General features: G+C 56.7%; 17 protein-coding genes. 6 read left to right on the plus strand and 11 right to left on the minus strand.

Annotation, left to right across the window (positions count from 1 at the left end; translation table 11 throughout):
* Positions 1 to 98 precede the first annotated feature (98 nt).
* Both NR201_RS17245 and NR201_RS17250 read left to right on the plus strand, forming a co-directional pair.
* Positions 99 to 668 carry a pyridoxamine 5'-phosphate oxidase family protein gene (locus NR201_RS17245; protein WP_010671973.1) on the plus strand — a complete coding sequence of 190 codons (570 nt, stop codon included), beginning with the start codon at positions 99 to 101 and terminating at the stop codon, positions 666 to 668.
* 284 nt (positions 669 to 952) lie between these two features.
* Complete coding sequence (locus NR201_RS17250; RefSeq protein ID WP_256850021.1) at positions 953 to 2,431, plus strand: YsnF/AvaK domain-containing protein; 1,479 nt, start codon at positions 953 to 955, stop codon at positions 2,429 to 2,431.
* Positions 2,432 to 2,644: 213 nt separating this feature from the next.
* On the opposite strand, the gene NR201_RS17255 is transcribed toward NR201_RS17250, so the two are convergent.
* The 3 genes from NR201_RS17255 to NR201_RS17265 form a co-directional block, all read right to left on the minus strand.
* Positions 2,645 to 3,738 (minus strand): IS3 family transposase gene (locus tag NR201_RS17255; protein ID WP_163800218.1). Its coding sequence is split into 2 segments (ribosomal slippage): positions 2,645 to 3,507 and positions 3,507 to 3,738, totalling 1,095 coding nucleotides; the frame shifts between segments, so codons are not numbered across the junction.
* A gap of 99 nt (positions 3,739 to 3,837) precedes the next feature.
* Entirely contained in the window at positions 3,838 to 4,131 is a 294-nt protein-coding gene (locus NR201_RS17260) for a DUF1493 family protein (RefSeq protein WP_022624214.1), read from the minus strand.
* Complete coding sequence (locus NR201_RS17265) at positions 4,125 to 4,583, minus strand: STM2901 family protein (RefSeq protein ID WP_031292265.1); 459 nt, start codon at positions 4,581 to 4,583, stop codon at positions 4,125 to 4,127. Before NR201_RS17265 ends, NR201_RS17260 begins: the two co-directional genes overlap by 7 nt.
* 663 nt (positions 4,584 to 5,246) lie before the next feature.
* Here NR201_RS17265 and NR201_RS17270 point away from each other — a divergent pair.
* Together NR201_RS17270 and NR201_RS17275 are read left to right on the plus strand one after the other, a co-directional pair.
* A complete protein-coding gene (locus NR201_RS17270) occupies positions 5,247 to 7,784 on the plus strand; it encodes an excinuclease ABC subunit UvrA (protein ID WP_256850022.1) in 2,538 nt (845 codons plus the stop codon).
* Between the two features lie 99 nt (positions 7,785 to 7,883).
* On the plus strand, positions 7,884 to 8,198 hold the full coding sequence (locus tag NR201_RS17275) for a HigA family addiction module antitoxin (protein ID WP_022624211.1): 315 nt from the start codon (positions 7,884 to 7,886) through the stop codon (positions 8,196 to 8,198).
* Between the two features lie 51 nt (positions 8,199 to 8,249).
* Here the strand turns inward: NR201_RS17275 and NR201_RS17280 are convergent, their stop codons facing one another.
* From NR201_RS17280 to budA, 6 genes are all read right to left on the minus strand, one after another.
* The gene (locus NR201_RS17280; protein WP_256850023.1) at positions 8,250 to 9,089 is read right to left on the minus strand and encodes an MBL fold metallo-hydrolase; all 840 of its coding nucleotides are present in this window, start codon (positions 9,087 to 9,089) and stop codon (positions 8,250 to 8,252) included.
* A 167-nt stretch (positions 9,090 to 9,256) separates the two neighbouring features.
* Entirely contained in the window at positions 9,257 to 10,570 is a 1,314-nt protein-coding gene (locus NR201_RS17285; protein ID WP_010256858.1) for a CitMHS family transporter, read from the minus strand.
* A 340-nt stretch (positions 10,571 to 10,910) separates the two neighbouring features.
* On the minus strand, positions 10,911 to 12,362 hold the full coding sequence (locus tag NR201_RS17290) for a flagellin (RefSeq protein WP_073970698.1): 1,452 nt from the start codon (positions 12,360 to 12,362) through the stop codon (positions 10,911 to 10,913).
* 205 nt (positions 12,363 to 12,567) lie between these two features.
* On the minus strand, positions 12,568 to 13,341 hold the full coding sequence (locus NR201_RS17295) for a (S)-acetoin forming diacetyl reductase (RefSeq protein ID WP_022624207.1): 774 nt from the start codon (positions 13,339 to 13,341) through the stop codon (positions 12,568 to 12,570).
* Between the two features lie 21 nt (positions 13,342 to 13,362).
* Positions 13,363 to 15,042 carry an acetolactate synthase AlsS gene (alsS, locus tag NR201_RS17300; RefSeq protein WP_256850024.1) on the minus strand — a complete coding sequence of 560 codons (1,680 nt, stop codon included), beginning with the start codon at positions 15,040 to 15,042 and terminating at the stop codon, positions 13,363 to 13,365.
* A 14-nt stretch (positions 15,043 to 15,056) separates the two neighbouring features.
* Positions 15,057 to 15,839, minus strand: coding sequence for an acetolactate decarboxylase (gene budA, locus NR201_RS17305; RefSeq protein WP_033781025.1), 783 nt, complete (start codon positions 15,837 to 15,839; stop codon positions 15,057 to 15,059).
* Between the two features lie 104 nt (positions 15,840 to 15,943).
* Between budA and NR201_RS17310 the strand changes: the two genes are divergently transcribed.
* Positions 15,944 to 16,849, plus strand: coding sequence for a LysR family transcriptional regulator (locus NR201_RS17310; RefSeq protein ID WP_159227281.1), 906 nt, complete (start codon positions 15,944 to 15,946; stop codon positions 16,847 to 16,849).
* A gap of 71 nt (positions 16,850 to 16,920) precedes the next feature.
* Positions 16,921 to 17,166, plus strand: a complete 246-nt coding sequence (locus NR201_RS17315) for a hypothetical protein (protein WP_010256845.1) — start codon at positions 16,921 to 16,923, stop codon at positions 17,164 to 17,166.
* Positions 17,167 to 17,216: 50 nt separating this feature from the next.
* On the opposite strand, the gene NR201_RS17320 is transcribed toward NR201_RS17315, so the two are convergent.
* Positions 17,217 to 20,261 (minus strand): efflux RND transporter permease subunit, encoded by a 3,045-nt coding sequence (locus NR201_RS17320; RefSeq protein ID WP_256850025.1) that lies wholly within the window; start codon positions 20,259 to 20,261, stop codon positions 17,217 to 17,219.
* Positions 20,258 to 21,391 carry an efflux RND transporter periplasmic adaptor subunit gene (locus NR201_RS17325; RefSeq protein ID WP_010256842.1) on the minus strand — a complete coding sequence of 378 codons (1,134 nt, stop codon included), beginning with the start codon at positions 21,389 to 21,391 and terminating at the stop codon, positions 20,258 to 20,260. The genes NR201_RS17320 and NR201_RS17325 overlap by 4 nt, the downstream gene beginning before the upstream one ends.
* Between the last annotated feature and the right edge of the window lie 54 nt (positions 21,392 to 21,445).

The raw sequence follows: 21,445 nt of genomic DNA on the forward strand, positions 1-21,445 counted from the left end.
CATTTGCTCTTATCGCTGCGCTGTCAGGCCTTCTGCCCACTTCATTGCTACGCTTTTAGCCAGATGGCTGAAAATTGATCCTGATGAGAGTAATCCCCATGGAATTGAAAACGTTTGAAACTGGAGCCTGGGCTGCGCTGCAGGAATCTGCAACCGATCCACAGGGTGGATTTCGTTATCTGATGCTCTGTACGGTCGATGCTCTGCTACAACCTCAGGCGCGCACCGTGGTTCTGCGCAAGTGTGCCGACGACCGCAGGATGCTGACATTTCATACGGATGTTCGCAGCCCGAAGTGGCAGGAGATGGCGGCGAATCCGCAGGTCACCGTGCTGGGATATTGCCATCAGCGTCGCCTGCAGTTACGGCTGGCAGGGCGGGTTGCGTGTTATGCGGCGGGAAGTGATGTTGCCCGGGCAGCCTGGCGTGCGTTACCGCAGCACACGCGGCAGACTTACACCGGCGGACCTCCGGGGGAAGCACGGGCAACGGCTGATGAGACGCCTGACGCGGCAGCAACGGAAACCGGGGAATCCCGCTTTGGCGTGGTGATTTTGCAGGCCAGTGTGCTGGACGCCTATCAGCTTCAGCGAAACGAAAATCAGCGCGCCCTGTTTCGCTATTCGGCTAATGGCGAACTGCAGGAAAGCGAATGGCTTAACCCCTGACCCGATATGCCTGATTCACTTCGGGTCGGGTTAACGCCTGATTGATCCTCTTTCCGCACGCGATAAAAGAGATTTCACTGTCTGCCGCTTCGTTAGCTGTTTTTTATCTGCCGCACCGCTTAATCGATTTTAGCACCACGTTATCTTCATATAATGGCGTTTTTCTGCTTTTTCCTATCTTTTGTCATTGTTTGTGCCAGGCTTTAACTAACCGAAAAGCAGTGACTTATGCTCAAGGTAAAGAAAAGTACAAATGATCGCTCTGTATTACAGGCAGGTTAAACATGAACAATCAACCTCCTGAAAAACCAGGGTCAGAGGGTAGCGACCAGGTGCTAAGCCTGGCGGAGGAAACCGTTGAGGTCTCGAAACAGCGGGTCATCGACGGTCATGTCAGGGTTACCCGACAGGTCACTGAGCATCAGCAGAAGATTGCGCTGATGCTCCGGCACCAGACGGCGGAAATAGAACGCATTCCTAAATCGGAACGGCTGGCTGAGATGCCGGAGATCCGTGAAGAAAATGGCGTTCTGATCATTCCTGTCGTTGAAGAGGAAATCGAGATCGTTCGTCATCTGGTGCTGAAAGAGGAGTGGCATATCCGCAAAGTTGTCAGTGAGGAAGCGACAGAACAGGTCGTCTCCCTGCGCAAACAGCACGCTCACCTGACCCGAACACCCTATTCAGAGCCGTCCGAATCCATCACCGAGGAACACAACATGGCGCGTGAAACAATCGTAACAATGTTCAGCAATATCTCACTGGCAGAGGGTGCAAAGCGTAACCTGATCAAGGCCGGGTTCCTGGATGATGACATTGATATCATCTCCGGTGATCGTTTGCGTACCGAAGGTCAGGAGGCCCGTCACCCTGGCTTCTGGCAACGCCTGTTCGGCAATACGCTGGAGGAGGATCAGGCCGAAGTGTATGAAGACGCGATGCGAACCGGCGGAGTAGTGCTGTCGCTGCGGGCCGATGAAGATGAGTTACCTCGCGCCCTGGGCATCCTTGATGCACATGAAGAACTTACCGAGCGCAGTGCGGCGCTGCCCGATGATTACGCGCCCGGTTACGCGACCAGTGATGGTCTGACTGCACCTGCCAGTGGAACGCTTCAGGATAATGCCGCCGTCGATCCGCTCTCTAACGATCCTGCCCATCGTGGTGCTGCCCGTACCGCCCTGACCGGTGACGAAAGTGACGAGGATGTACTGCGTCTGGCCGAGGAGCGACTGGAAGTGGGTAAACGTCTGGTAAGTGAAGGTTCAACCCGCGTTCGTCGCTACACTGTCACCGATCAGGTCTCAGAAAATGTCTCGCTGCATGAGCAGCACGCCGCAATCTTCCGTCGTCCGGTGAATGAATCAGGTTCACCCACTCATGTTGACTGGTCTGAAAAAACTGTCGAAGTGGAAGAGACGCATGAGCAGCCCGTGATTAATAAGACCGCGGAGATCATTGAAGAGGTGGTGTTACGCAAAGAGACAAGCGATCGGGTTGAAACTATCAACGATTCGGTACGCCGTCAGGAAGTGGATATTAACCATGCCAGTACAGATCCTCTCGGCGCAGACCGGCTGACCGGGAATCGTACTGTGGCCGATCCGTTGCTTGAAAGCACGCGTCAGGCCCACGCTGAACACGACACCCGTCCGGTAACGCCAGGCAGCGAGCCAGCGCATAAAGAGGGTTTTGCTGAGAAAGCCGGTGATAAAATCGCGGAAGCGAAAGAGAAGGTCGAAGAAAAGTTTAAAAAGCCGTAATGCCGGAGCGGTGATTGTCGCCTTCTATACCTGAAAACCCGTCGCAGACGGGTTTTTTTCATAAATCACACTGAAATTCTGTAGGCAATTTAATGGCATCACTTAGACCTGACACCCGTTGATGGAGAATGGCCACATTGAAAGTTGTATAGAGCTCTCGTCTTAAGTGTGTGTACGTTATTCGTGAGCTGCCCCTAGTATTAGATACAACGATCAGTTAGTAATGTCGGTTTGTTCACCTTCTGATTTTCCATTTCTCCAGCCTGCTGCAAATTCAGACGGCGTCTGGTAATTCAGCGATGAATGAGGTCTGGACTCGTTATAGTCCTGCCGCCAGTCATTAATGATTTTCCGGGCATGAACAATATCGCTGAACCAGTGTTCATTCAGGCATTCATCGCGAAAGCGTCCGTTAAAACTCTCAATAAATCCGTTCTGTGTCGGTTTACCGGGCTGAATAAGCCGCAGCTCCACGCAATGCTCAAAGGCCCATTGGTCAAGTGCTCTACAGGTAAACTCCGGCCCCTTGTCAGTTCTTATCGTAGCCGGATATCCGCGAAACAGCGCAATACTGTCCAGAATATGCGTGACCTGCACGCCTGAAATCCCCAAGGCAACAGTGACAGTCAGGCATTCCTTTGTGAAGTCATCGACGCAGTTAAGGCACTTGATCCTGCGACCGGTGGCCAGTTCATCCATGACGAAATCCATTGACCAGGTCAGATTGGGCGCATCCGGGCGAAGCAGCGGAAGCCGCTCAGTCGCCAGATCCTTACGACGTCGTCTGCGCTTCACACTCAGGCCGTTAAGGTGATAAATGCGGTATACCCGCTTGTGGTTGACGTGAAGGCCCTCACGACGCAATAACTGCCAGATCCGCCGGTAACCAAAGCGACGGCGTTCAGGTGCCAGCTCTGTGATGCGTAGAGATAGCTGCGCGTCAGCAGCCGGACGCTGAGCTGAATAACGGCAGGTTGAAAGAGACAGACCTGCCAGCCTGCAGGCACGACGTTGCGACAGACCCGTTGCATCACATATGACTTCCACGGCTTCCCGCTTCTGGTCTGTCGTCAGAACTTTCGACCCAAAGCCACCTGAAGCGCCTCCTTATCCAGCATGGCTTCGGCGAGCAGCTTCTTAAGGCGGACGTTCTCCTCTTCAAGTAACTTAAGCCGCTTTACCTCAGGGACTTCCATGCCGCCAAACTTCTTGCGCCAGGTGTAGAAAGTAGCGTCTGAAATAGCATACTTACGGCAGAGTTCCCGTGCAGAAACCCCGGCTTCGGCCTCGCGGAGGATACTGATGATCTGTTCGTCGGAAAACGCTTCTTCATGGGGATGCCCTCATGTGGCTTATGAAGACATTACTAACATCGGGGTGTACTAATCAACGGGGAGCAGGTCATATCAGTCATAGCACCATCGCCTGGCACGGGCTGACTCGATTACCATCCCGATAGTAAGAGGGATGGCCTCGCGCGGGTTTTTTGGATAGTAGAGGCTGAAAGTCACCAGATCAGAATCCATTCCAAACGCATCGAAGACGTTCTGAAGGCATTCCGCAGCGTCCTCCGGGTCAAGCTTCATGTCCTGATTAAGCGACATCTCTGGCGTGAGTGTTTTTTTCCGGAACGTAAGCAGCGATCGGCCGTTCCACGGCTCAATGAGTGCCATTACGCGTGCCTGTGTGTCATCTACCATAACTTATCCTCCCCGCGAGCGATGGCATTGTACAGTCTGACCGAATTGAAACTGATATCGGCAACGTCTCTTGCCAGAATCACCCAGCCCACGACGGGTATCGCCCGACCAACAAAGGTGCTGAGCTTATGCGTAAAAAGGATACGCGCGGTCCGGGGCGGGTATCCCCCTACGATGGTGGGGAGCTGTATGCCGAAAGGAAACTTGGCGTTAGGGAATACTCTGCGTGCTGCCCGTGAGGCATAGGAGGTACCCTTGAGAGCATCGCGCGGTTTGGTGCGGGTAGTCAGGACATTACGTCCAGACAGGATGGCCACGATCGCTCCGAAGTCATCAATGCCCAGCTGTTCAGCGACTTCTTCACAGAAAATCATGAAAAAGAGCTCACCAGCGGTGAGGTTCGGTCTACCTGCGTAGAAATAGGTGTTATTGAGTTCTTCAGTCGTATCCACTGCCAGCTCCCACAAGTTCACTTCATTCATCATCCTGATGCTTTTTAAACAATACCTCGCGCGTTCATGCTTGACAACCTGACGGTCTGAGACAGGATAATAAAAAACGGTAATTTCACCTCATATCCATGCAGGCACTCGCGGCATCATTTCAGAAATGGGCATGGTTTCGCTATCCTTATGTCTTAAATGATTTTTTATGCCGTCAGCGCGCTGAATAACGGGAGCGGGGCGTCATCAGGCACTCTGGGGTGCATACCTGGCCATAGAGAGATAAAGGTTATAGAAAGGTTCCTGGGGTATTAAACATTTCCCATTGTCTATATCCATACCTTACATAGACCTGCATTTATCGATACCACAGGAATCTACATCAGAGTCACATAAGCGATTTGCTAGTGATGGCTTTGCCTTATTTAAGTTTGCTCCAGGGTTTTCTTAAGAGATAAGAAGGCTTCCTGTACATGCTGGTTACCAGTCTGTGCTGCCACGAAGCGATGAACCCCCCTCGCGTTGTGCAGACCGCGATCCCTGACTACCCTTGCTGTTGTTTCTATTCCCAAAGCGGGCCGGATAGCCTGAACGCCGGATTAGCATCTGCAATTTTTAGTCATTAACGGCAGGCGATCGTGAATCTGCCGTGCATTATCAATCAGGGAAATCATGACAGAACAACGCAACGCCGATCATTACCGCGCTGATGAGCACATTGATCCTTATATCTCGGTACAGGGTGCAAGAACACATAATCTCAAAGATGTTTCGCTGCGATTTCCCCGCAACGCCATGGTGGTGTTCACCGGGGTTTCAGGCTCCGGTAAATCGTCCCTCGCCTTTGATACTCTCTATGCGGAAGCCCAGCGCCGGTTTATCGAGTCGGTGTCGCCACATGCCCGTCGTCTGATCGATCAGGCTGCTGCGCCGGATGTGGATAATATTGACGGACTTCCACCCGCGGTGGCGCTTCAGCAGAGCCGGGCTGGCGCGCAGGAGCGTTCAACGGTGGGCAGCCTCACCCGGATTTCTGTCACGCTGCGTCTGCTGTTTTCCCGTGCGGGCGTAAGGCCTGAAGGCGTTCCCTTTATGACCGCCGATTTTTTCTCGCCTAACAATCCTGAAGGTGCCTGTCCGCATTGCCAGGGACTGGGAAGAGTGCACACCGTTAAAACCGAGTCGATGGTGCCGGATAGCTCACTGAGTATCCGCCAGGGAGCTATCGCTTCCTGGCCCAGAGGCTGGCATAACAAAAATCTGCGCAGCATCCTTGAAACGCTCGGCTACGATGTCGATGCGCCCTGGAATACACTTTCAGCCCGTGATCAGCAGTGGATACTGCTGACTGACGAACAGCCATCGGTGCCGATTTTTGTCGGTCTGAATGCTGAGCAGCGTGAAAAAGCGCTGGCGACAGGCGAAGAGCCGGCTTATACCGGCACGTACACCAGTGCAGCAAAAATCGTGCTGCAGAGTTATTCGGGTGGCAGCGAGACGACGAAGAAACGGCTGGCGCGCTTTGTGACGGTCACTCCCTGTTCTGAATGCCACGGTAAAAGGCTAAACCGGGATGCGCTATCCGTGACCTTTGCCGGGCATGACATTGCCAGCCTGAGTGAGCTGTCGGTCTCTGAGCTCGCTGAACTGCTCAAGCCTTATGCGCGTGGCGCATCACCGGACCTGCCGGCAGAGGCGGCACTGCGTGAGGCGGTCATCCGGATGGCGTCGGATATCTGTATGCGGCTTGAGCAGCTGGAAACGCTGGGTCTGGGTCATCTGGCGCCGGGACGCCGTACCACCGTACTCTCATCCGGCGAGCTGCAGCGCGTACGTCTGGCCACCCAGCTGATATCGCGGCTGTTTGGCGTGCTTTATGTGCTGGATGAGCCGTCAGCCGGGCTGCATCCCGATGATGTCAAATCGCTGCTCGCATCGCTGAAGAACCTGGTGCGTGCCGGTAATTCGCTGGTGGTCGTCGAACATAATATTGACCTCATCGCCGAAGCAGACTGGCTTATCGAGGTCGGCCCCGGTCCGGGAACGCATGGCGGCGAGATCGTCTATAACGGCGAACCAGCAGGACTTGAAGAAGTCAGTGCGTCACCCACCTCGGCCTATCTTTTCTCACGAAGCTATACCGGGCTGCGCCAGCGCCGGCCCGCAGAGAGCTGGCTCTGCTTTGAACAGGTCTATTGCAACAATATTGCCGGAGTGGATATCGCCATCCCACTGGGGAGAATGACGGCCGTCACCGGCGTGTCCGGCTCCGGAAAATCGACGTTGCTGAATCGCGTGCTTCCGGAAATGCTCGGACGTTTTGACAAAACGCCTGACATCGAGGAGGGCGAGGAAGAGGATCTGGTGCCGGACGTTAAGGGTCAGGTTGTCAGCGGAAGTGACGCCATCGGCCGATTGGTCAGAATCGATCAGCGTCCTATCGGCCGGACACCACGCTCAAATCTGGCCACTTACACCGGATTTTTCGATATCGTCCGCAGGCTGTTTGCAGACACCGACGCGGCGAAAGCCAAAGGCTTCAGCGCCAGCCGGTTTTCCTTTAATCTGCCAGCCGGACGCTGTCCTGCCTGTGAAGGGCAGGGACAGATTTCGATTGAGCTGCTCTTCATGCCGAGCGCTACCGCAACCTGTTACGTCTGCGCGGGAAGCCGTTATAACCCCGAAACGCTGGAGGTAAAGTGGAACAACCTGACGATAGCGGATGTGCTTGATCTGACCGTGGACGACGCCACTGAGGTGTTTCATGGACATGACGGGATCCAGCGTTCGCTTAAGGCACTAACGTCGCTGGGGCTGGGATATCTGACGCTGGGTCAGCCCGCCACTGAACTCTCTGGCGGCGAGTGCCAGCGTATCAAGCTTGCCTGGGAGCTGCAGCGGGTCCAGCGTACGCCCACGCTTTATCTGCTTGATGAACCGTCGACAGGATTGCACCCGTCTGACATGGATAAGCTGCTGGTAGTGCTGGATGAACTGGTGAAGCGTGGTCATACCGTAATTATGGCGGAACACAACATGCGCATAGTGGCAGAGGCGGACTGGGTGATTGATCTGGGTCCCGGCTCGGGTCTTAAAGGAGGAAGGGTTGTCTCCTCCGGCTCACCGGAAGAGGTCAGCGCATCTGCAGAGAGTCTGACTGCACCCTGGCTTTCCGCACAGCTGAAAAAGAGGGCGGGCGATCCGGAGTAAGCGGGCGGTAGAGATATCTTCCGCTGAAGGTGATGTAGTCTGAGGGCTCAGGGGCTGGCTTCAAAGCCCGTCAAATCTCAACCTTGAGGATTATCACTGATGGCAATGTTTAATCCGCCACACCCTGGTGGCCTGATAGCGGAATATCTCGAAGATAACGACATCAGCCTGCGCAGTCTGGCTAAACAGCTGGGCGTTTCCGCAGCTTCGCTTAGCAAAGTGGCTAGCGGTAAAGCCTCCGTCAGCCCGGAAATGGCTGTACGGCTGGAGGCGGGCCTGGGTATTGCGGCACGGCTCTGGTTATCCATGCAGGCCGCATGTGATCTGCATAAGGCGCGAGAAACTACAGATGTTTCCGGCGTTCCTCTGCATCCAGGGATCGTAGCATCATTATTGCGGGACGATACGGTATAGTTCTCGCCCCGAAGCGGCTTTCCTCATCGCCAAAACAAACCTTTTATCTCATCAGCGCAGCGGCGCATTAACCTGTAACGCATCCAGCTCACGGGCGTCGTGACTGCAAAAAAAGGTGATTTCGCCGCCGCGCTGGCAGGAGAGCTCACGCAGTCGCTGCTGATTGTGTCGTCTGGCCACGTTATCCATGCCCATCATCCACTGGTAAAAGCGCAGTCCCGGCGTGCAGTGTCGCGTCTGCTGCCGCATTTCGCCGCGGTAAAACCAGGCATCGCCGCCGTGCAGCAGCCAGCCATCGGGTTGCTGAATCGCGATACCCGCGTGACCCGGCTTATGGCCCGCCAGCGGCACCAGCAAAATCTCCGGCGGTAAGTCACGCAGGCGATTAACCGCCTCAAAACCAAACCACTTTTCTCCCTGCGGCTGATAGGTCTCCCAGTTGCTGATCCCACCCCATTGTCCGGGCCGGTAACGTTCCCGTGACAGCCAGCTATGGCGCTGATGCGCAGTATCAACCTCCTGCTGCAACAGATGGATTCGCGCCTGCGGAAAATCGGTTAGTCCGCCAGCATGATCGAAGTCGAGATGGGTCAGAATAATATGCCGCACATCCTCAGCCCGGAAACCCAGTGACGTAAACTGTGACAGTGCGGTCAGTTCATCGCGGCGCTGAATATTGTTTAATGCGCGGAAAAAGCCGGACAGGCGGCTGCCGGGCGCATGGATATCCTGACGACCAAAGCCGGTATCCACCAGCACCAGCCCGTCGCGATCCGTCTCAATCAACAGACAGTGACAGACCAGATGTGCTTTCAGGCCTTTACTGAATCCATCATAGAACGCGCCGCCCAGCGGACACATACAGCCACAGTTAAGGTGGTGAATTTTCATCGGGCCTCCATAGGGGCAATGGGGATATCTCTGAGAGGCTACGGCCTGTCCGGCGCGTAGCACATCAGCCTGGCTATAGAGTGTAGAGAGGGATGACGCAGTAGGCGGAGCGGTGAAGCGGATAACCGGGAAAAATTGCCGGTTATCCGCCATAAAGCAAAGGATTATCAGGTGTGGAACAGCGGGAAAGCACCGGTCAGCAGACCGCCCGCCATCAGCACCAGACTGACCAGAATCCCCCACTTAATTGCAAAGCGCTGGTGGTCGCCGATGTCGACTTTCGCCAGACCCACCAGCAGGTAGACTGACGGCACCAGCGGACTCAGCAGGTGGAATGGCTGGCCGACAATAGAAGCGCGGGCAATCTCTTCTGCGGTAATGCCGTAGCTGGCCGCCGTCTGGGCGATAACCGGCAGAATGCCGAAGTAAAAGGCATCATTCGACATAAAGAAGGTAAACGGCAGACTGACCAGCGCGGTGAACACCGCCAGGTAAGGTCCGAAGCTGGGCGGGATCACAGCCAGCAGGCTCTTCGCCATGGCGTCAACCATGCCGGTGCCGGAGAGGATGCCGGTGAAAATACCGGCGGCAAAAATTAATGCGGTCACCGCCAGCACGTTACCGGCATGAGAGCTGATGCGGGCTTTCTGCTCCTCCAGCGTGGGATAGTTGAGCATCACCGCAATCGCAAACGCCAGCATAAACAGGATCTGAATCGGCATTAAACCAATCACCAGCAGCACCAGCAGCACGGTGGTCAGGATGAAGTTAGGCCAGAACATTTTCGGACGGCGATTGGCTGCGCACTCTTCGGCATCGCCCAGCCCCAGCTCAATGTTGTCGAGATGATGATCTTTCATGGTCATCACGCCAAGGCGCTTACGCTCACGCAGGCCAAACAGCACCGCCATCGCCACCAGGCTGGCACAGGCCAGCAGCATGGCTGGCAGCATCGGAATAAAGATATCAAGGGCGTCAATGCGCAGTGCCGCCGCGGCACGGGCTGTCGGACCTCCCCAGGGTGAGAGGTTCATGATGCCGCTGGCGAGGTTCACCAGACAGGTCATCATCAGCACGTTCATGCCCAGCCGGTGATAGAGCGGCAGGAATGCGGCAATGGCAATCATGTAAGTGGTTGAGCTGTCACCATCCAGAGAAACCAGTAGTGTTAGTACCGCCGTTCCGACCAGCACTTTCAGGGGGTCACCGCGCACCATCCGAAGAATAAAGCGCACCAGTGGGTCAAACAATCCGGCATCGATCATCAGACCGAAATAGAGAATGGAGAAGGTCAGCATCACGCCGGTAGGGGCCAGCTTTTTGACGCCGTCCAGCATCATGGCACCCAGGCCTGCGTAAAAACCGCCAATCAGCGCAAATATGGTTGGTATCAGGATCAGCGCAATCAAGGCTGACATGCGTTTGGTCATGATCAGATACATGAAGCAAACAACCATGGAAAAACCCAGTATCGTCAGCAAATTAACAGCCCTCGCAATGGCGGAAAAGTAATGAAAAAGTTACATACCGGCAAGAAAATTCAGGTAATTACTTAGCGTGGTAATGATTAACCTGTTGTTTTAATTAACCCTGCATTCAAAGATGATAATAAATAGTTGTCAGTATTTAGCATTTCTTTAACAAAGAAGGGTGATCATGATCATCTTTAAACGGTTCTTAAACGAGATTGTGTGACTGAGATCAAAGGGTGTCGAAGTGTAATCGGGGTTTCGGCCCAGCTGAGGCTGAATCAGGCGGGTAGTAGAGTGGTGGAGAAACAGGGTAACCAGCTGAGCCATGATGCTCAGCCAGTTAACGTTATTAGCTGCCTAACAGCTGAATAATCATCTCAGGGGTTTTATTCGCCATTTTGCTGACGGCCGTCTGACCCTGCTGAATAATCTGGCTGCGTGCCAGCTGGCTTGCTTCTTCAGCATAGTCCGCATCCTGTATGCGGCTGCGAGCCGCTGAGGTATCCACGCCCTGCTGCGATAACACATTACGGTTGGACTCGTAACGGTTGATCTTTGCGCCATAGGTCGACTGATAACCGCTGATCTTCTCGAGCGCGCTATCCAGTGCTTTCATGGTGGTTGAGATATCGCCCTCTGTAAGCAGCGTTGTGTTGTTCAGCCCCAGCGTTTTGGTATCCGATGGCGTTGCCGGAATAGTATCCGACTGAATCGGCTGACCGTAATCGGCGCTGGTGACCACCTCCATAGGTTCGCTCTTCTTCGGCGGCGTTGCAGGCAGGCTTTTGGGTTCCGGCAGATTTCCCCAGGTCAGATTACCGGTGAAGGAACCATTGCCCACCACCACCACAATCAAATCCTCGCTGACGGTATCCAGCGTGATGCGCTCAAGCCGGTTACTGGTGATGGTGCCGTTGTTGAAATCGCCGCTGGCGACATCCTCATAGCGATCGCCGTCACCGCTGTAAGTGATGTTCATGCCGTTGTAGGTGCTGCTGTTACTGCCTGCCAGCGTCCAGCTCGGGCCGCCCTCCAGTAACTGCGAGCTGTCATAAGCCGCACCGCTGGCAAATCCGTTACTGCTGGTCAGCAGGCGACTATCCGCGGTAGCCGCATTAGTGATGCTTTTGCTGGCCCAGGTGTAATCAGGCGCACTGCCGTCCAGTGGTGTACCGACCAGGTGCTTACCGTCGCGGGTAAAGAGCTGGAGATCGTCATCCATACCCAGCGAATCAATCGTGATGCTTATCGCCGTCGAGCCTGCCGGGATATAGGCCAGCGGAATCACGCCCGAGGTGAAGGAGTAATTCTTGCCGGGCACCGGAAACTTCGTGTTGATAGGGTCAACGTTACCCAGTTTCGCAGGGGGAAGATCGGGATTATTCGTCGCCAGTGGATAGCGGCCAAAAATCTCGGTGTGGTTTGCCACTTCATTGATGCCTGCCATAATCTGCTGATACTGGCCGTTGATGCTCTGTCGATCGGCGTCCGACAGCGTGCCGTTGGCTGCCTGGACCGACAGGGTGCGCGCCTGGATCAGCAGATCGACGATACTGCCAAGGCCGCCACTGGCGGTCTGGGAATAGCTGATGGCGTCATTGAGGCCACGCGCTACCACCGCATCGGCGTTGATATTGGCCGTCATGCGGTTGGCAATCGCCTGACCTGCCGCGTCATCTTTGGCACTGTTAATTCTCATCCCTGATGATAACCGTTCAACCGTTCGTCCCAGAACAGAGTCAGTGCTGTACCGCGTTTTGTTCGTAATCGCGGCGGTTTCGTTATGGTTGATCGTTAACATGGTCGCTTCGAACAGGGAGAGGAGTCTCTGTTTTATCGGCAGGGTGATAAGCAGCTTTAATCTCTGTGGCGACAAAAAGGCAGGAAATACGGGGGCAGACGGTCAAGAGGCTGATGGTTAACCGCTTTTCAGATAAAAAAAATTAACGGTTCAACCCGGTCAGGAAAAACGCCTGCCACGCGATGACGCAGCAGGCGAACGAAGATCAGTTAAACACCATGCCGCCATCAATCAACAGCGACTGACCGGTCATGTAATCGGAATCGGGACTGGCCAGGTAGGCGACGCAGGCAGCCACATCTTCCGGTTCAGAAAGACGTCCCAGCGTAATGCGTTTCGCAAATTCCTCGGTGCCGTAACCGACGGGCTTGCCGGCTGCTTCAGAGATCTGGCGGTCGATCTCTTCCCACATCGGTGTTCTGACAATGCCAGGGCAGAAGGCGTTAACCGTGATGCCGGCAGGTGCCAGATCGCGCGCAGCGGTCTGCGTCAGGCCGCGCACGGCAAACTTACTGGAGCTGTAAACCGCCAGCTCCGGATTACCGACATGACCCGCCTGAGAACAGGCGTTGATAATTTTGCCGCCGTGACCTTCTGCAGCAAACGCTTTAATCGCGGCCTGCATGCCCCAGATCACTCCTTTGACATTGACGTTGTAGACCTTGTCGACCACCGCTTCGGTGATCTCAGCAATCGGCGTGGAGGGCGCAATACCGGCATTATTGACGATGACGTCAAAGCCGCCCAGCGTGCGGCGCGCCTCTTCTACCGCTTCCATCACCTGATCACGCTGCGAGACATCGACTTTCAGCGCAATCGCTTTGCCACCCTGCTGGTTGATCTTCTCCGCGACCTGGCGTGCGGTCTCCTGATTAAAATCGGCTACTGCAACCGCCAGTCCATCTTTCGCCAGACGCAGGGCGATCGCTTCACCAATGCCCTGGCCTGCGCCGGTCACAAATGCCACTCTGTTTTTCATCATGATTTCCTTTTTGAGAAATTAAAGAAGCTGGCTCAGATGCAGCTGACCCATCAGCAGCGGGTTGTCGGTGTAATCGACCGGCACCGCGACCACGGCGGGCCCCTGAACAACCATCGCTTTACGCAGCGTCGGCTCCAGCTCTGCCGCACTGGTCACCGCAAAGCCCGCTGCCCCAAACGCTTCGGCATAGGCTTTGAAATCGACCGGCCCAAAATTGACGCCCGAAACGCGGTGATATTTTTTCTCTTCCTGCATCGCCACCATGTTGTAGGCGTTATCGACCCAGACGATGTGCAGAATGTTGGCTTTTAAGCGGACAGCAGTTTCCAGCTCCATGCTGGATTGCAGGAAACCACCATCGCCGGAAACTGAAACCACTTTGCGCTGCGGCTCGACCAGCCAGGCACCAATCGCCCACGGCAGGGCCACACCCATCGTCTGCTGACCGTTGGAGATCATGATCTGACGGGCGCGGAAGCTGTAGAGGTAGCGGGCGATCCAGATGTGGAAGCTGCCCATATCGACGGTAAGGCTGACGTCACTGTTAATGATGTCCTGCATGGCGCGCACAATGCGCAGCGGATGCAGAGCAAACTGATTGAGGCTGGCACCCTGCATCGCCAGCAATTTGCGCTGCTGCTGACGATCCTCAAGGATGGTGGCGGCTTCCGGGGTCAGCTGGAGTGGGGCAGTGATGCGCGCGGCGAGTTTACGCACCGTGGCGGCGATATCACCCACCAGTTCTGCATCCGGCAGATAGCGGTTGTCGGTCTCAGCGGGTATTACGTCGATATGAATCAGGGTGGCGTTACCGCTGTTCCACATCGCCGGTTCATATTCCACCGGGCTGTAGCCGATGGTGACGATCAGGTCAGCCTGTTGCAGCAGCCTGTCGCCCGCCTGGTTGTTAAACAGCCCGACGCGCCCGGCGAAGCGTGAGAAGTGATCCTGTCTGACTGCTCCTGCTGCCTGATAGGTGCTGGTGACCGGAATGTGACTGCGTGTCAGCAGCTCATGAATCGCTTCGCTGTTCTCTGTCTGGCTCGCCATTAATCCCAGCAGGATGACCGGATTTTTAGCCCCGGCGATGGCCTCGCTGACGGCGTCGATCATTGAGTCAGGTGCGGCGCCCAGTACAGGGCGGCCTTTGCTGCTCAACGCTTTGCCGGTAACCGGCTGATCGACAATATCCTGTGGCAGGCTGATAAAGGCACCGCCGCCCCGGCCATGTTCGGCGTGGCGAAACGCATTCGACAGGCATTCAGAAAGTGCAGCGGGGTCGGTGACCTCAACCGCATATTTAGTGATTGGGCGAAACATTGAAACCGTGTCCATGCTCTGATGAACCTGCTTGGCGCTGTCGGAGCGCTTCACCTGACCGCCGATAGCCACCACCGGATCGCCTTCGCTGGTGGCGGTGGCCATGCCGGTGATCAGGTTGGAGCAGCCCGGCCCGGAGGTGACCAGCGCCACGCCCGCATTGCCGGTAAGGCGGCCCACTGCGGCGGCCATAAATGCGGCGTTAGCTTCGTGGCGAACCGGGATGGTCTGGATGGAGGAATCCAGCAGTGAGTCGAAGACTTTATCAATTTTTGCGCCAGGAATGCCAAAGACGTGGCGGACGCCCTGTGCCTCAAGTTGCGCCACCACCAGGTCAGCGCCACAAGTCCAGAGTGTGGTATCGGTTGGAGTTTTCATCGTCATTCCTCTGATTAGCTTTCTACCGCACGAATCGCGGCGTCAAGATTGGCGGGGTTCAGGTCGGCATTGAGAAAATCGCTGTCCTGCGGCAAATCTACGACCAGCTTGCTGATGGCACCAAAGGTCAGGGTGCCCTGTTCCAGCGCATAATCGAGAATGTGGCCGCCGCCTTCGCGGTCGTCGGTAATAAAATGTTCGTGATAGCCTGCAACGTTAATGCCCTGCATATATTGCGGCGTACGGAATCCGATCAGTTCGCCCGCGCGCTGGCTGAAGGCAAAGGTCGGCTGATCGCCCAGCACTTCCGGCATTGAGCGATAGGGACGACACTGGCATGGCACGGTGCGGGTCTCGACGCGACTGAAACGACCGCTGATGCGCAGCGCGCAGAACTGGTTATCGGAGGTGATTTCGTTGTCGATCACCTGATGGATCGCCTCACGCGACATCGGCCGGTCAAATTCATACAGATGCTGCGGTTTAAAAAAGGTCATCACGGCGAACGGAGTTTTCTGCGCCGGATCGGCCGGGTGCGCGCTGCCGTCGGCGTGCAGCTGATAGACCTTGCTGTCAAACGCGATCATCTCGCCATCCAGCCGGTTAAAGGTACCCAGGCCGAAATCCCCTTTACGCAGCAGGTCGGCAATACGGACATTGCCGTCGTAAACGCCGCTCAGCAGCGCACTCATTAAAGAGGTCTGATAGATAACGCTTTCTGGTGCATCCTGTGAAAGCGTCAGGACAGTATGTTTTAGTTGATCCTCACAGGAACAATCAGTTACACAATTGCTCATTTGATGCCTCATCGATTAACCGTTAAGCCGTGTTAACCTAATGGTGAACCGATTCAGTCGGTGGGTCCAATAGCGAAACCTGTTAACTTTGAGACGTTTTTGATATGGAACTTCGCCACCTGCGTTATTTTGTTGCCGTAGCCGAGACGCTTCACTTCACTCGTGCCGCCGAGATACTGGGCATATCGCAGCCGCCGCTGAGTCAGCAGATACTGCGGCTGGAGCAGGAAATTGGCACACCGTTGCTGAAGCGCCTGACGCGCGGAGTGGAACTCACCGAAGCGGGCGAAGCGTTTCTGGCGGATGCCCGGCAGATTGTGCAACTGGCCGATCAGGCGCTGGAGAACGCACGCGGTATTGCGCGCGGGATCAGTGGTCAGCTGTCGCTGGGCTTTGCCAGCTCGGTGGCGTTTAATCCACGCATCTTCACCCTGATCCGCCAGTTTAAAGAACGTTATCCGGCGATGGAGCTGCTGACCCGCGAAGAGAATATGTCTTTGCTGATGCAGGATTTACAGGAAGGATTACTGGATGCCGCTTTTATCCGGCTGCCGTGTGAAAGCAGCAAGGCGTTTAATCTGCGTGTCATCTCCACCGAAAAGATGCTGATTGCGCTGCCGCGCTGCCATCCCCTCAGCGGCACACCCACCGTGGCACTATCCGCGCTGGCGGAAGAAACCCTGGTGATCTTCCCGCGCGACGTCTCGCCCAGCCTGTATGAGTTGATTGTCACTGCCTGTCTGCGGGCGGGCTTTTCGCGCCACACTTTTCAGCAGGCTCCGCAGATCACTACGTCGCTGGGCATGGTGGCGGCGGGCTGCGGGATTGCGCTGGTGCCGGAGTCGATGCGCTGCGTCGATAACCCCGGGGTCAGCTTCTGCGATATCGAGAACAACACGCTATTTACCGATGTTGCCTTTGCCTGGCGTCGGCTTCACCCGTCAAAAGCAGTACTGCACCTGCTGGCGCTGCTGGCAGAACAGCCTGCCGCACCAGGCGAAGCGGGTTGATAAGCGCCAGCTATTGAACTGAAAACAATAACCAACTGGCGGCCAGGGACCGGGATGCCAATAATCGGTGCATGACTACATACCGCGTAAGAGTCGGGTTTCACAACCCGTCAGCCCTGACATTCAGGCAACTGGATGAAATTCTGGAGCCGCAGCGATTCTGGAGAACAGATTCGGCGGGCGGCCAGTTCCGCTATTTCATGGAGTATGAGTACCAGTCTGACGTGCGCGATCTCTGCTCGGTCTGCTCGCTGGCCTACAGTCAGGCCTGCAAAGTCAGAAAGTGCCCGCTGATTCTGGTCGAGGTGATGAACTGATCCTTTCCGGCGATCCCGCCGTTCTCAGCACGGGATCGCCGGGTGTTGTTTTAATGTGAGCCGCGCTGCATCAACAGACTTAACGCGGCGGGCAGCACCGTGAGCGTTACCAGCGTACCGCTGATCAGACCGCCAATAATCGCCAGTGCCATGGGCCCCCAGAAAACCTGATGGGCGATGGGGATCATGCCGAGTATTGCCGCACAGGCGGTCAGCAGAATGGGACGTGCACGGTGATGGGCAGCCTGCCGGATTGCCTCACCCGCGGTCAGGCCGGCCCGGCTATTCGCATCGACTTCACTGATCATGATTACCGCGTTGCGGATGATGATTCCCGCCAGGGCAATAATCCCCAGCAGCGCCACGAACCCCAGCGGTGTGCCAGCCGGCAGCATTGCGGATACGATGCCGGGCAGGCCAAACGGTGCCATGCTCAGCGCCAGCAGCATGCCGGAGAAGCGTTGCAGCTGAATCATCAGCAAGACCAGCATGACGCAGATTGTTACCGGCAGCAGAGCAAACACTGAACCGTTGCCTTTGTCCGATTCGGCCGCCACGCCACCTTCTTCAATACCGTATCCGGCCGGCAGCGAGGCGCGCAGGGCGGCGACGGCTGGTGCGAGCTGCTGCGAGACCTGTTCAGCCCGCTGACCGGGCGCAATATCGGTCTGTACGGTGATGTAAGCCAGCCGCTGACGTCGCCATATCACCGGGTCATCCACTCCCCAGTTCAGGGTTGCCACCTGTCGCAGCGGGATTTTCTGTCCGCTGGCATTGGTGATCATCAATCCTGCCAGTGTGTCAGTGTCCTGCCGCTCCGGGTCATTGCTGCGCAGCACGACGTCGATCAGGCGGTTACGATCGCGCAGGGTGGTCACCACGCTGCCGGACATCAGAGTATTCAGCGAGGTGGCTATCGTTTCGGAAGAGAGTCCGGCTGCGCGGGCTGCGGTCTGGTTCACCGCCAGCGTCATGACCCGTTCTGGCTCTCCGGCGGTAAGATTGACCTCGCGTGTCAGCGATGAGCGGGCGATCAGCGCCGCCAGCCGATCGGCCGCCTGACGCACCCTGGCATTATCCGGGCCGGTGATGCGATATTTCAGCGGCCAGCCGACCGGTGGCCCCAGCTCCAGCGGCGATACCCGGGTAGTGATATCACTGAAATCCACCGCCAGCTTCTGCTCCAGCCTGCTGCGCAGCCGATCGCGTGCCGCCAGATCTTTCGCCACCACCACCAGCTGCGCGATGTTCTCATTATCCAGCAGCACATCCATCGGCAGATAAAAGCGTATTGCGCCCGAGCCAACGTAGCTGGTGTAGTTCGCCACATCCCGATCGTTGCGCAGCATTTGTTCCAGCTGTGCGGTACGGCGGGTGGTTTCAGCCTGGGCTGCACTGGCGGGAAGCGTCAGGCTGACCAGCAGCTCGGGGCGATCCGATGCAGGGAAAAACTCACCCTGCATAAAAGTGGTGGCGTAAAGGCTGACCAGCAGCACCGCCATCGCTGTGCCAATCGTCACCAGCCGGTGACGCAGAATCACCTCCAGCAGCCGGTGATAGCTGCGCGTCAGCACGCCCGGCGGCTTATCGGCCTTGATGTGCCTGGCCGACAGCAGCCAGCAGCCGGTGAGCGGAGAGAAGATGACCGCGACGACCCACGAGCAGAGCAGCGCCAGGGTAATCACCACAAACAATGAGTAGCAATACTCTCCGGCACTGGAGGCGGCGAACCCGACCGGAATGAACCCGGCGATCATTACCAGCGTACCGGTCAGCATCGGAAAGGCGGTGGTTTTAAACGCATAGGTGGCGGCCTGCCACTTGCTGTCGCCCGCTTCCAGTCGCGCCACCATTGCCTCGACGGTGATCATGGCATCATCCACCAGCAGCCCCAGCGCGATGATTAGTGCGCCAAGCGAGATGCGCTGGAGTCCGATGCCTGCCATTAACATGCCGGTAAAGGTCATTGCCAGTACCAGCGGGATCGCCGCCGCAACGACCAGACCGGCACGCAGTCCCAGTGAGACAAAGGAGACGGCTAACACGATGACGACCGCTTCGCCCAGTATCCGGACAAAGCCGCTGACCGCGTTTTTCACCACGGAAGACTGGTCGGCCACGCGGGTCATAGTAATACCGTGCGGTAACTGACTGGCCAGCATCTGCATGCGCTGACTGAGTTGCTGACCGAAATCGAGCATGTTGCCGCTGCCGGCCATGGAGATCGCCAGCCCGATAGCCGGAACGCCGTTAACTCTAAACGTCGGCGCCGGAGGTTCGGCAGGTTGCAGGCTGATGGTGGCCAGATCGGTCAGCGGAATAAAACGCTCACCGATATGCAGGGTAATCGCCCGCAGATTTTCAACCGAAGTCAGGGTGCCGCTGACCCGCAGCGCAATATTCTCGCGGTCGGTACGCAGGCTGCCCGCCGGGACGACATCGTTCTGGGCTTTAATGGCGTTGCTGACCTGCTGTAAATCGAGACCCATGCCGTTCAGCTTGCGCGGCGAAAAGGCGATAACCACCTGCTGCTCCTGTACACCTAACAGGCTGGTTTTACCGATGTCGGGCAGACTGGCCAGATTGCGACGCAGGTTATCGACCCGGTCGCGTAGCTCTCTGGCGGTAAAACCCTCTGCCGTGAAGCCATAAATGGTGCCGAAGGTGTCATCAAATTCGTCGTTAACGGCCGGACCCTGCACGCCCTGCGGCAGTGAAGGGGCAACATCCTGCATCTTTTTACGCAGCTGGTACCAGATGCCGGCCACCTGAGAGGGCGGCGTGTCATCGCGCAGGTTGACATAGATGACGGTTTGTCCGGCGCGGGTTTCGCTCTCAACCGCATCCAGCGACGGGATCTCCTGCACTTTCTGTTCCAGTACGTCAGTGAGCAGTTGCACCGTGGTGTTCACATCAGCGCCTGGCCATTGGGCTGATATTACGGCGGTTTTGATAGTAAATGCCGGGTCTTCATTGCGTGACAGATGTTCATAGCTCAGCACACCCGCCGCCATGACCAGCAGCATGAAAAAGATCACCAGTTGCTGATGCGCCAGCGCCCAGCCGGAGAGGTTAAAGCCAGACGTTTTTTTCATGGAGCCTCCTGCGAAAGCGCCACTTTTTCGCCAGGTTGCAGGGTGCTGACTCCGGCGGTGACGACGCGCTCTCCCGGCTTGATCCCGGCAGTGACGAAGATTTGCTGCGCGTTAAAGCGGGCCAGCACTACCGGACGAAGCTGCAGGCGTGACGCCGCATCAACGACCAGCAGCGCGGGTTTGTCTGCGGAGCGGGTCAGGGCGCTGGCGGGCAGGGCGATGACCGGCGGCTGCGCATCGGGAAGGGTGACAATGACTGTGGCACCGGGTGCCATCGCCTCAGGCGGCTGATTCAGTGAGATGCGCAGCCGCCATGTGCGGGTCTGTGGATCGGCCTGCGGGCTGATGTCACGCACTGTGCCACTGGCCTGCACGCCGGGATCGGCGAGCAGCGTCACTTTCAGCGGTGTCCGATCATCAGGATGCAGCAGCGCAGGCGTTGTCAGGTCAAACACCGCATCGCGTGCATCCCCTGCTGCCAGCGTCATCACATTTTGTCCGGCGCTGACCACCTGACCTGGCTGAACCGTGATGGCGGTGATCCGGCCTGCTGCAGGCGCAGTCAGCTGAGTCCAGCTGAGGTTATCCTGGGCATTTTTCAGAGCCGCTTCGCTGCTGAGACGGCGGGACTGTGCGCTCTGCCAGTCCGCCTGGGCGCTGTCCAGCTGGCTGCGGGCGATGGCCCCTCCGGGCATCAGCAGCCGCATCCGATGCAGGTTAAGCGCGGCGACCCGTTCGGCGGCGCGTGCGCTGTCGAGATCGGCCCGTGCGCTGCTTAGCTGATTGCGTGACTGATCATTTTCCAGCGCTGCCAGCGATTGCCCGGCGCTGACGCGATCGCCCAGCTCAACCGCACGGCTCACCACCCGGCCATCCAGTCTGAAGGCTAGCGCGACCTCTTCATGAGCGCGGATTTCGCCAGTCAGCACCAGCGATGCATCACTGCTGAGCGGTGGAGCAATCACCGATTTAACCGGGCGGAGCGGGGCGGCAGGCGGAGCAGAACTATTGTCCCGGCAACCGGTCATGATGAATACCCCGAGCAGCACGAAGATGATCGGCGCAAAGATGTGAATACCGAAGAGATGACGCCACACCTGGCGGGCAGCATCCGATAAGAAGTCTGTCATAACCGGGTTCCTTTAATGAGTTGTGCTCATTGAACCCGGCATGTGTCCAGAAAC

This window comes from Pantoea sp. Fr-CA_6 (assembly GCF_024520895.1).
Taxonomy (GTDB): Bacteria; Pseudomonadota; Gammaproteobacteria; order Enterobacterales; family Enterobacteriaceae; genus Pantoea; species Pantoea agglomerans.

Coding starts and splice junctions, on each gene's coding strand:
- NR201_RS17245 (WP_010671973.1), top strand. CDS start 99: ATGGAATTGAAAACGTTTGAAACTGGAGCCTGGGCTGCGCTGCAGGAA.
- NR201_RS17250 (WP_256850021.1), top strand. CDS start 953: ATGAACAATCAACCTCCTGAAAAACCAGGGTCAGAGGGTAGCGACCAG.
- NR201_RS17260 (WP_022624214.1), bottom strand. CDS start 4,131: ATGGTAGATGACACACAGGCACGCGTAATGGCACTCATTGAGCCGTGG.
- NR201_RS17270 (WP_256850022.1), top strand. CDS start 5,247: ATGACAGAACAACGCAACGCCGATCATTACCGCGCTGATGAGCACATT.
- NR201_RS17275 (WP_022624211.1), top strand. CDS start 7,884: ATGGCAATGTTTAATCCGCCACACCCTGGTGGCCTGATAGCGGAATAT.
- NR201_RS17280 (WP_256850023.1), bottom strand. CDS start 9,089: ATGAAAATTCACCACCTTAACTGTGGCTGTATGTGTCCGCTGGGCGGC.
- NR201_RS17290 (WP_073970698.1), bottom strand. CDS start 12,362: ATGTTAACGATCAACCATAACGAAACCGCCGCGATTACGAACAAAACG.
- NR201_RS17295 (WP_022624207.1), bottom strand. CDS start 13,341: ATGAAAAACAGAGTGGCATTTGTGACCGGCGCAGGCCAGGGCATTGGT.
- alsS (WP_256850024.1), bottom strand. CDS start 15,042: ATGAAAACTCCAACCGATACCACACTCTGGACTTGTGGCGCTGACCTG.
- budA (WP_033781025.1), bottom strand. CDS start 15,839: ATGAGCAATTGTGTAACTGATTGTTCCTGTGAGGATCAACTAAAACAT.
- NR201_RS17310 (WP_159227281.1), top strand. CDS start 15,944: ATGGAACTTCGCCACCTGCGTTATTTTGTTGCCGTAGCCGAGACGCTT.
- NR201_RS17315 (WP_010256845.1), top strand. CDS start 16,921: ATGACTACATACCGCGTAAGAGTCGGGTTTCACAACCCGTCAGCCCTG.
- NR201_RS17320 (WP_256850025.1), bottom strand. CDS start 20,261: ATGAAAAAAACGTCTGGCTTTAACCTCTCCGGCTGGGCGCTGGCGCAT.
- NR201_RS17325 (WP_010256842.1), bottom strand. CDS start 21,391: ATGACAGACTTCTTATCGGATGCTGCCCGCCAGGTGTGGCGTCATCTC.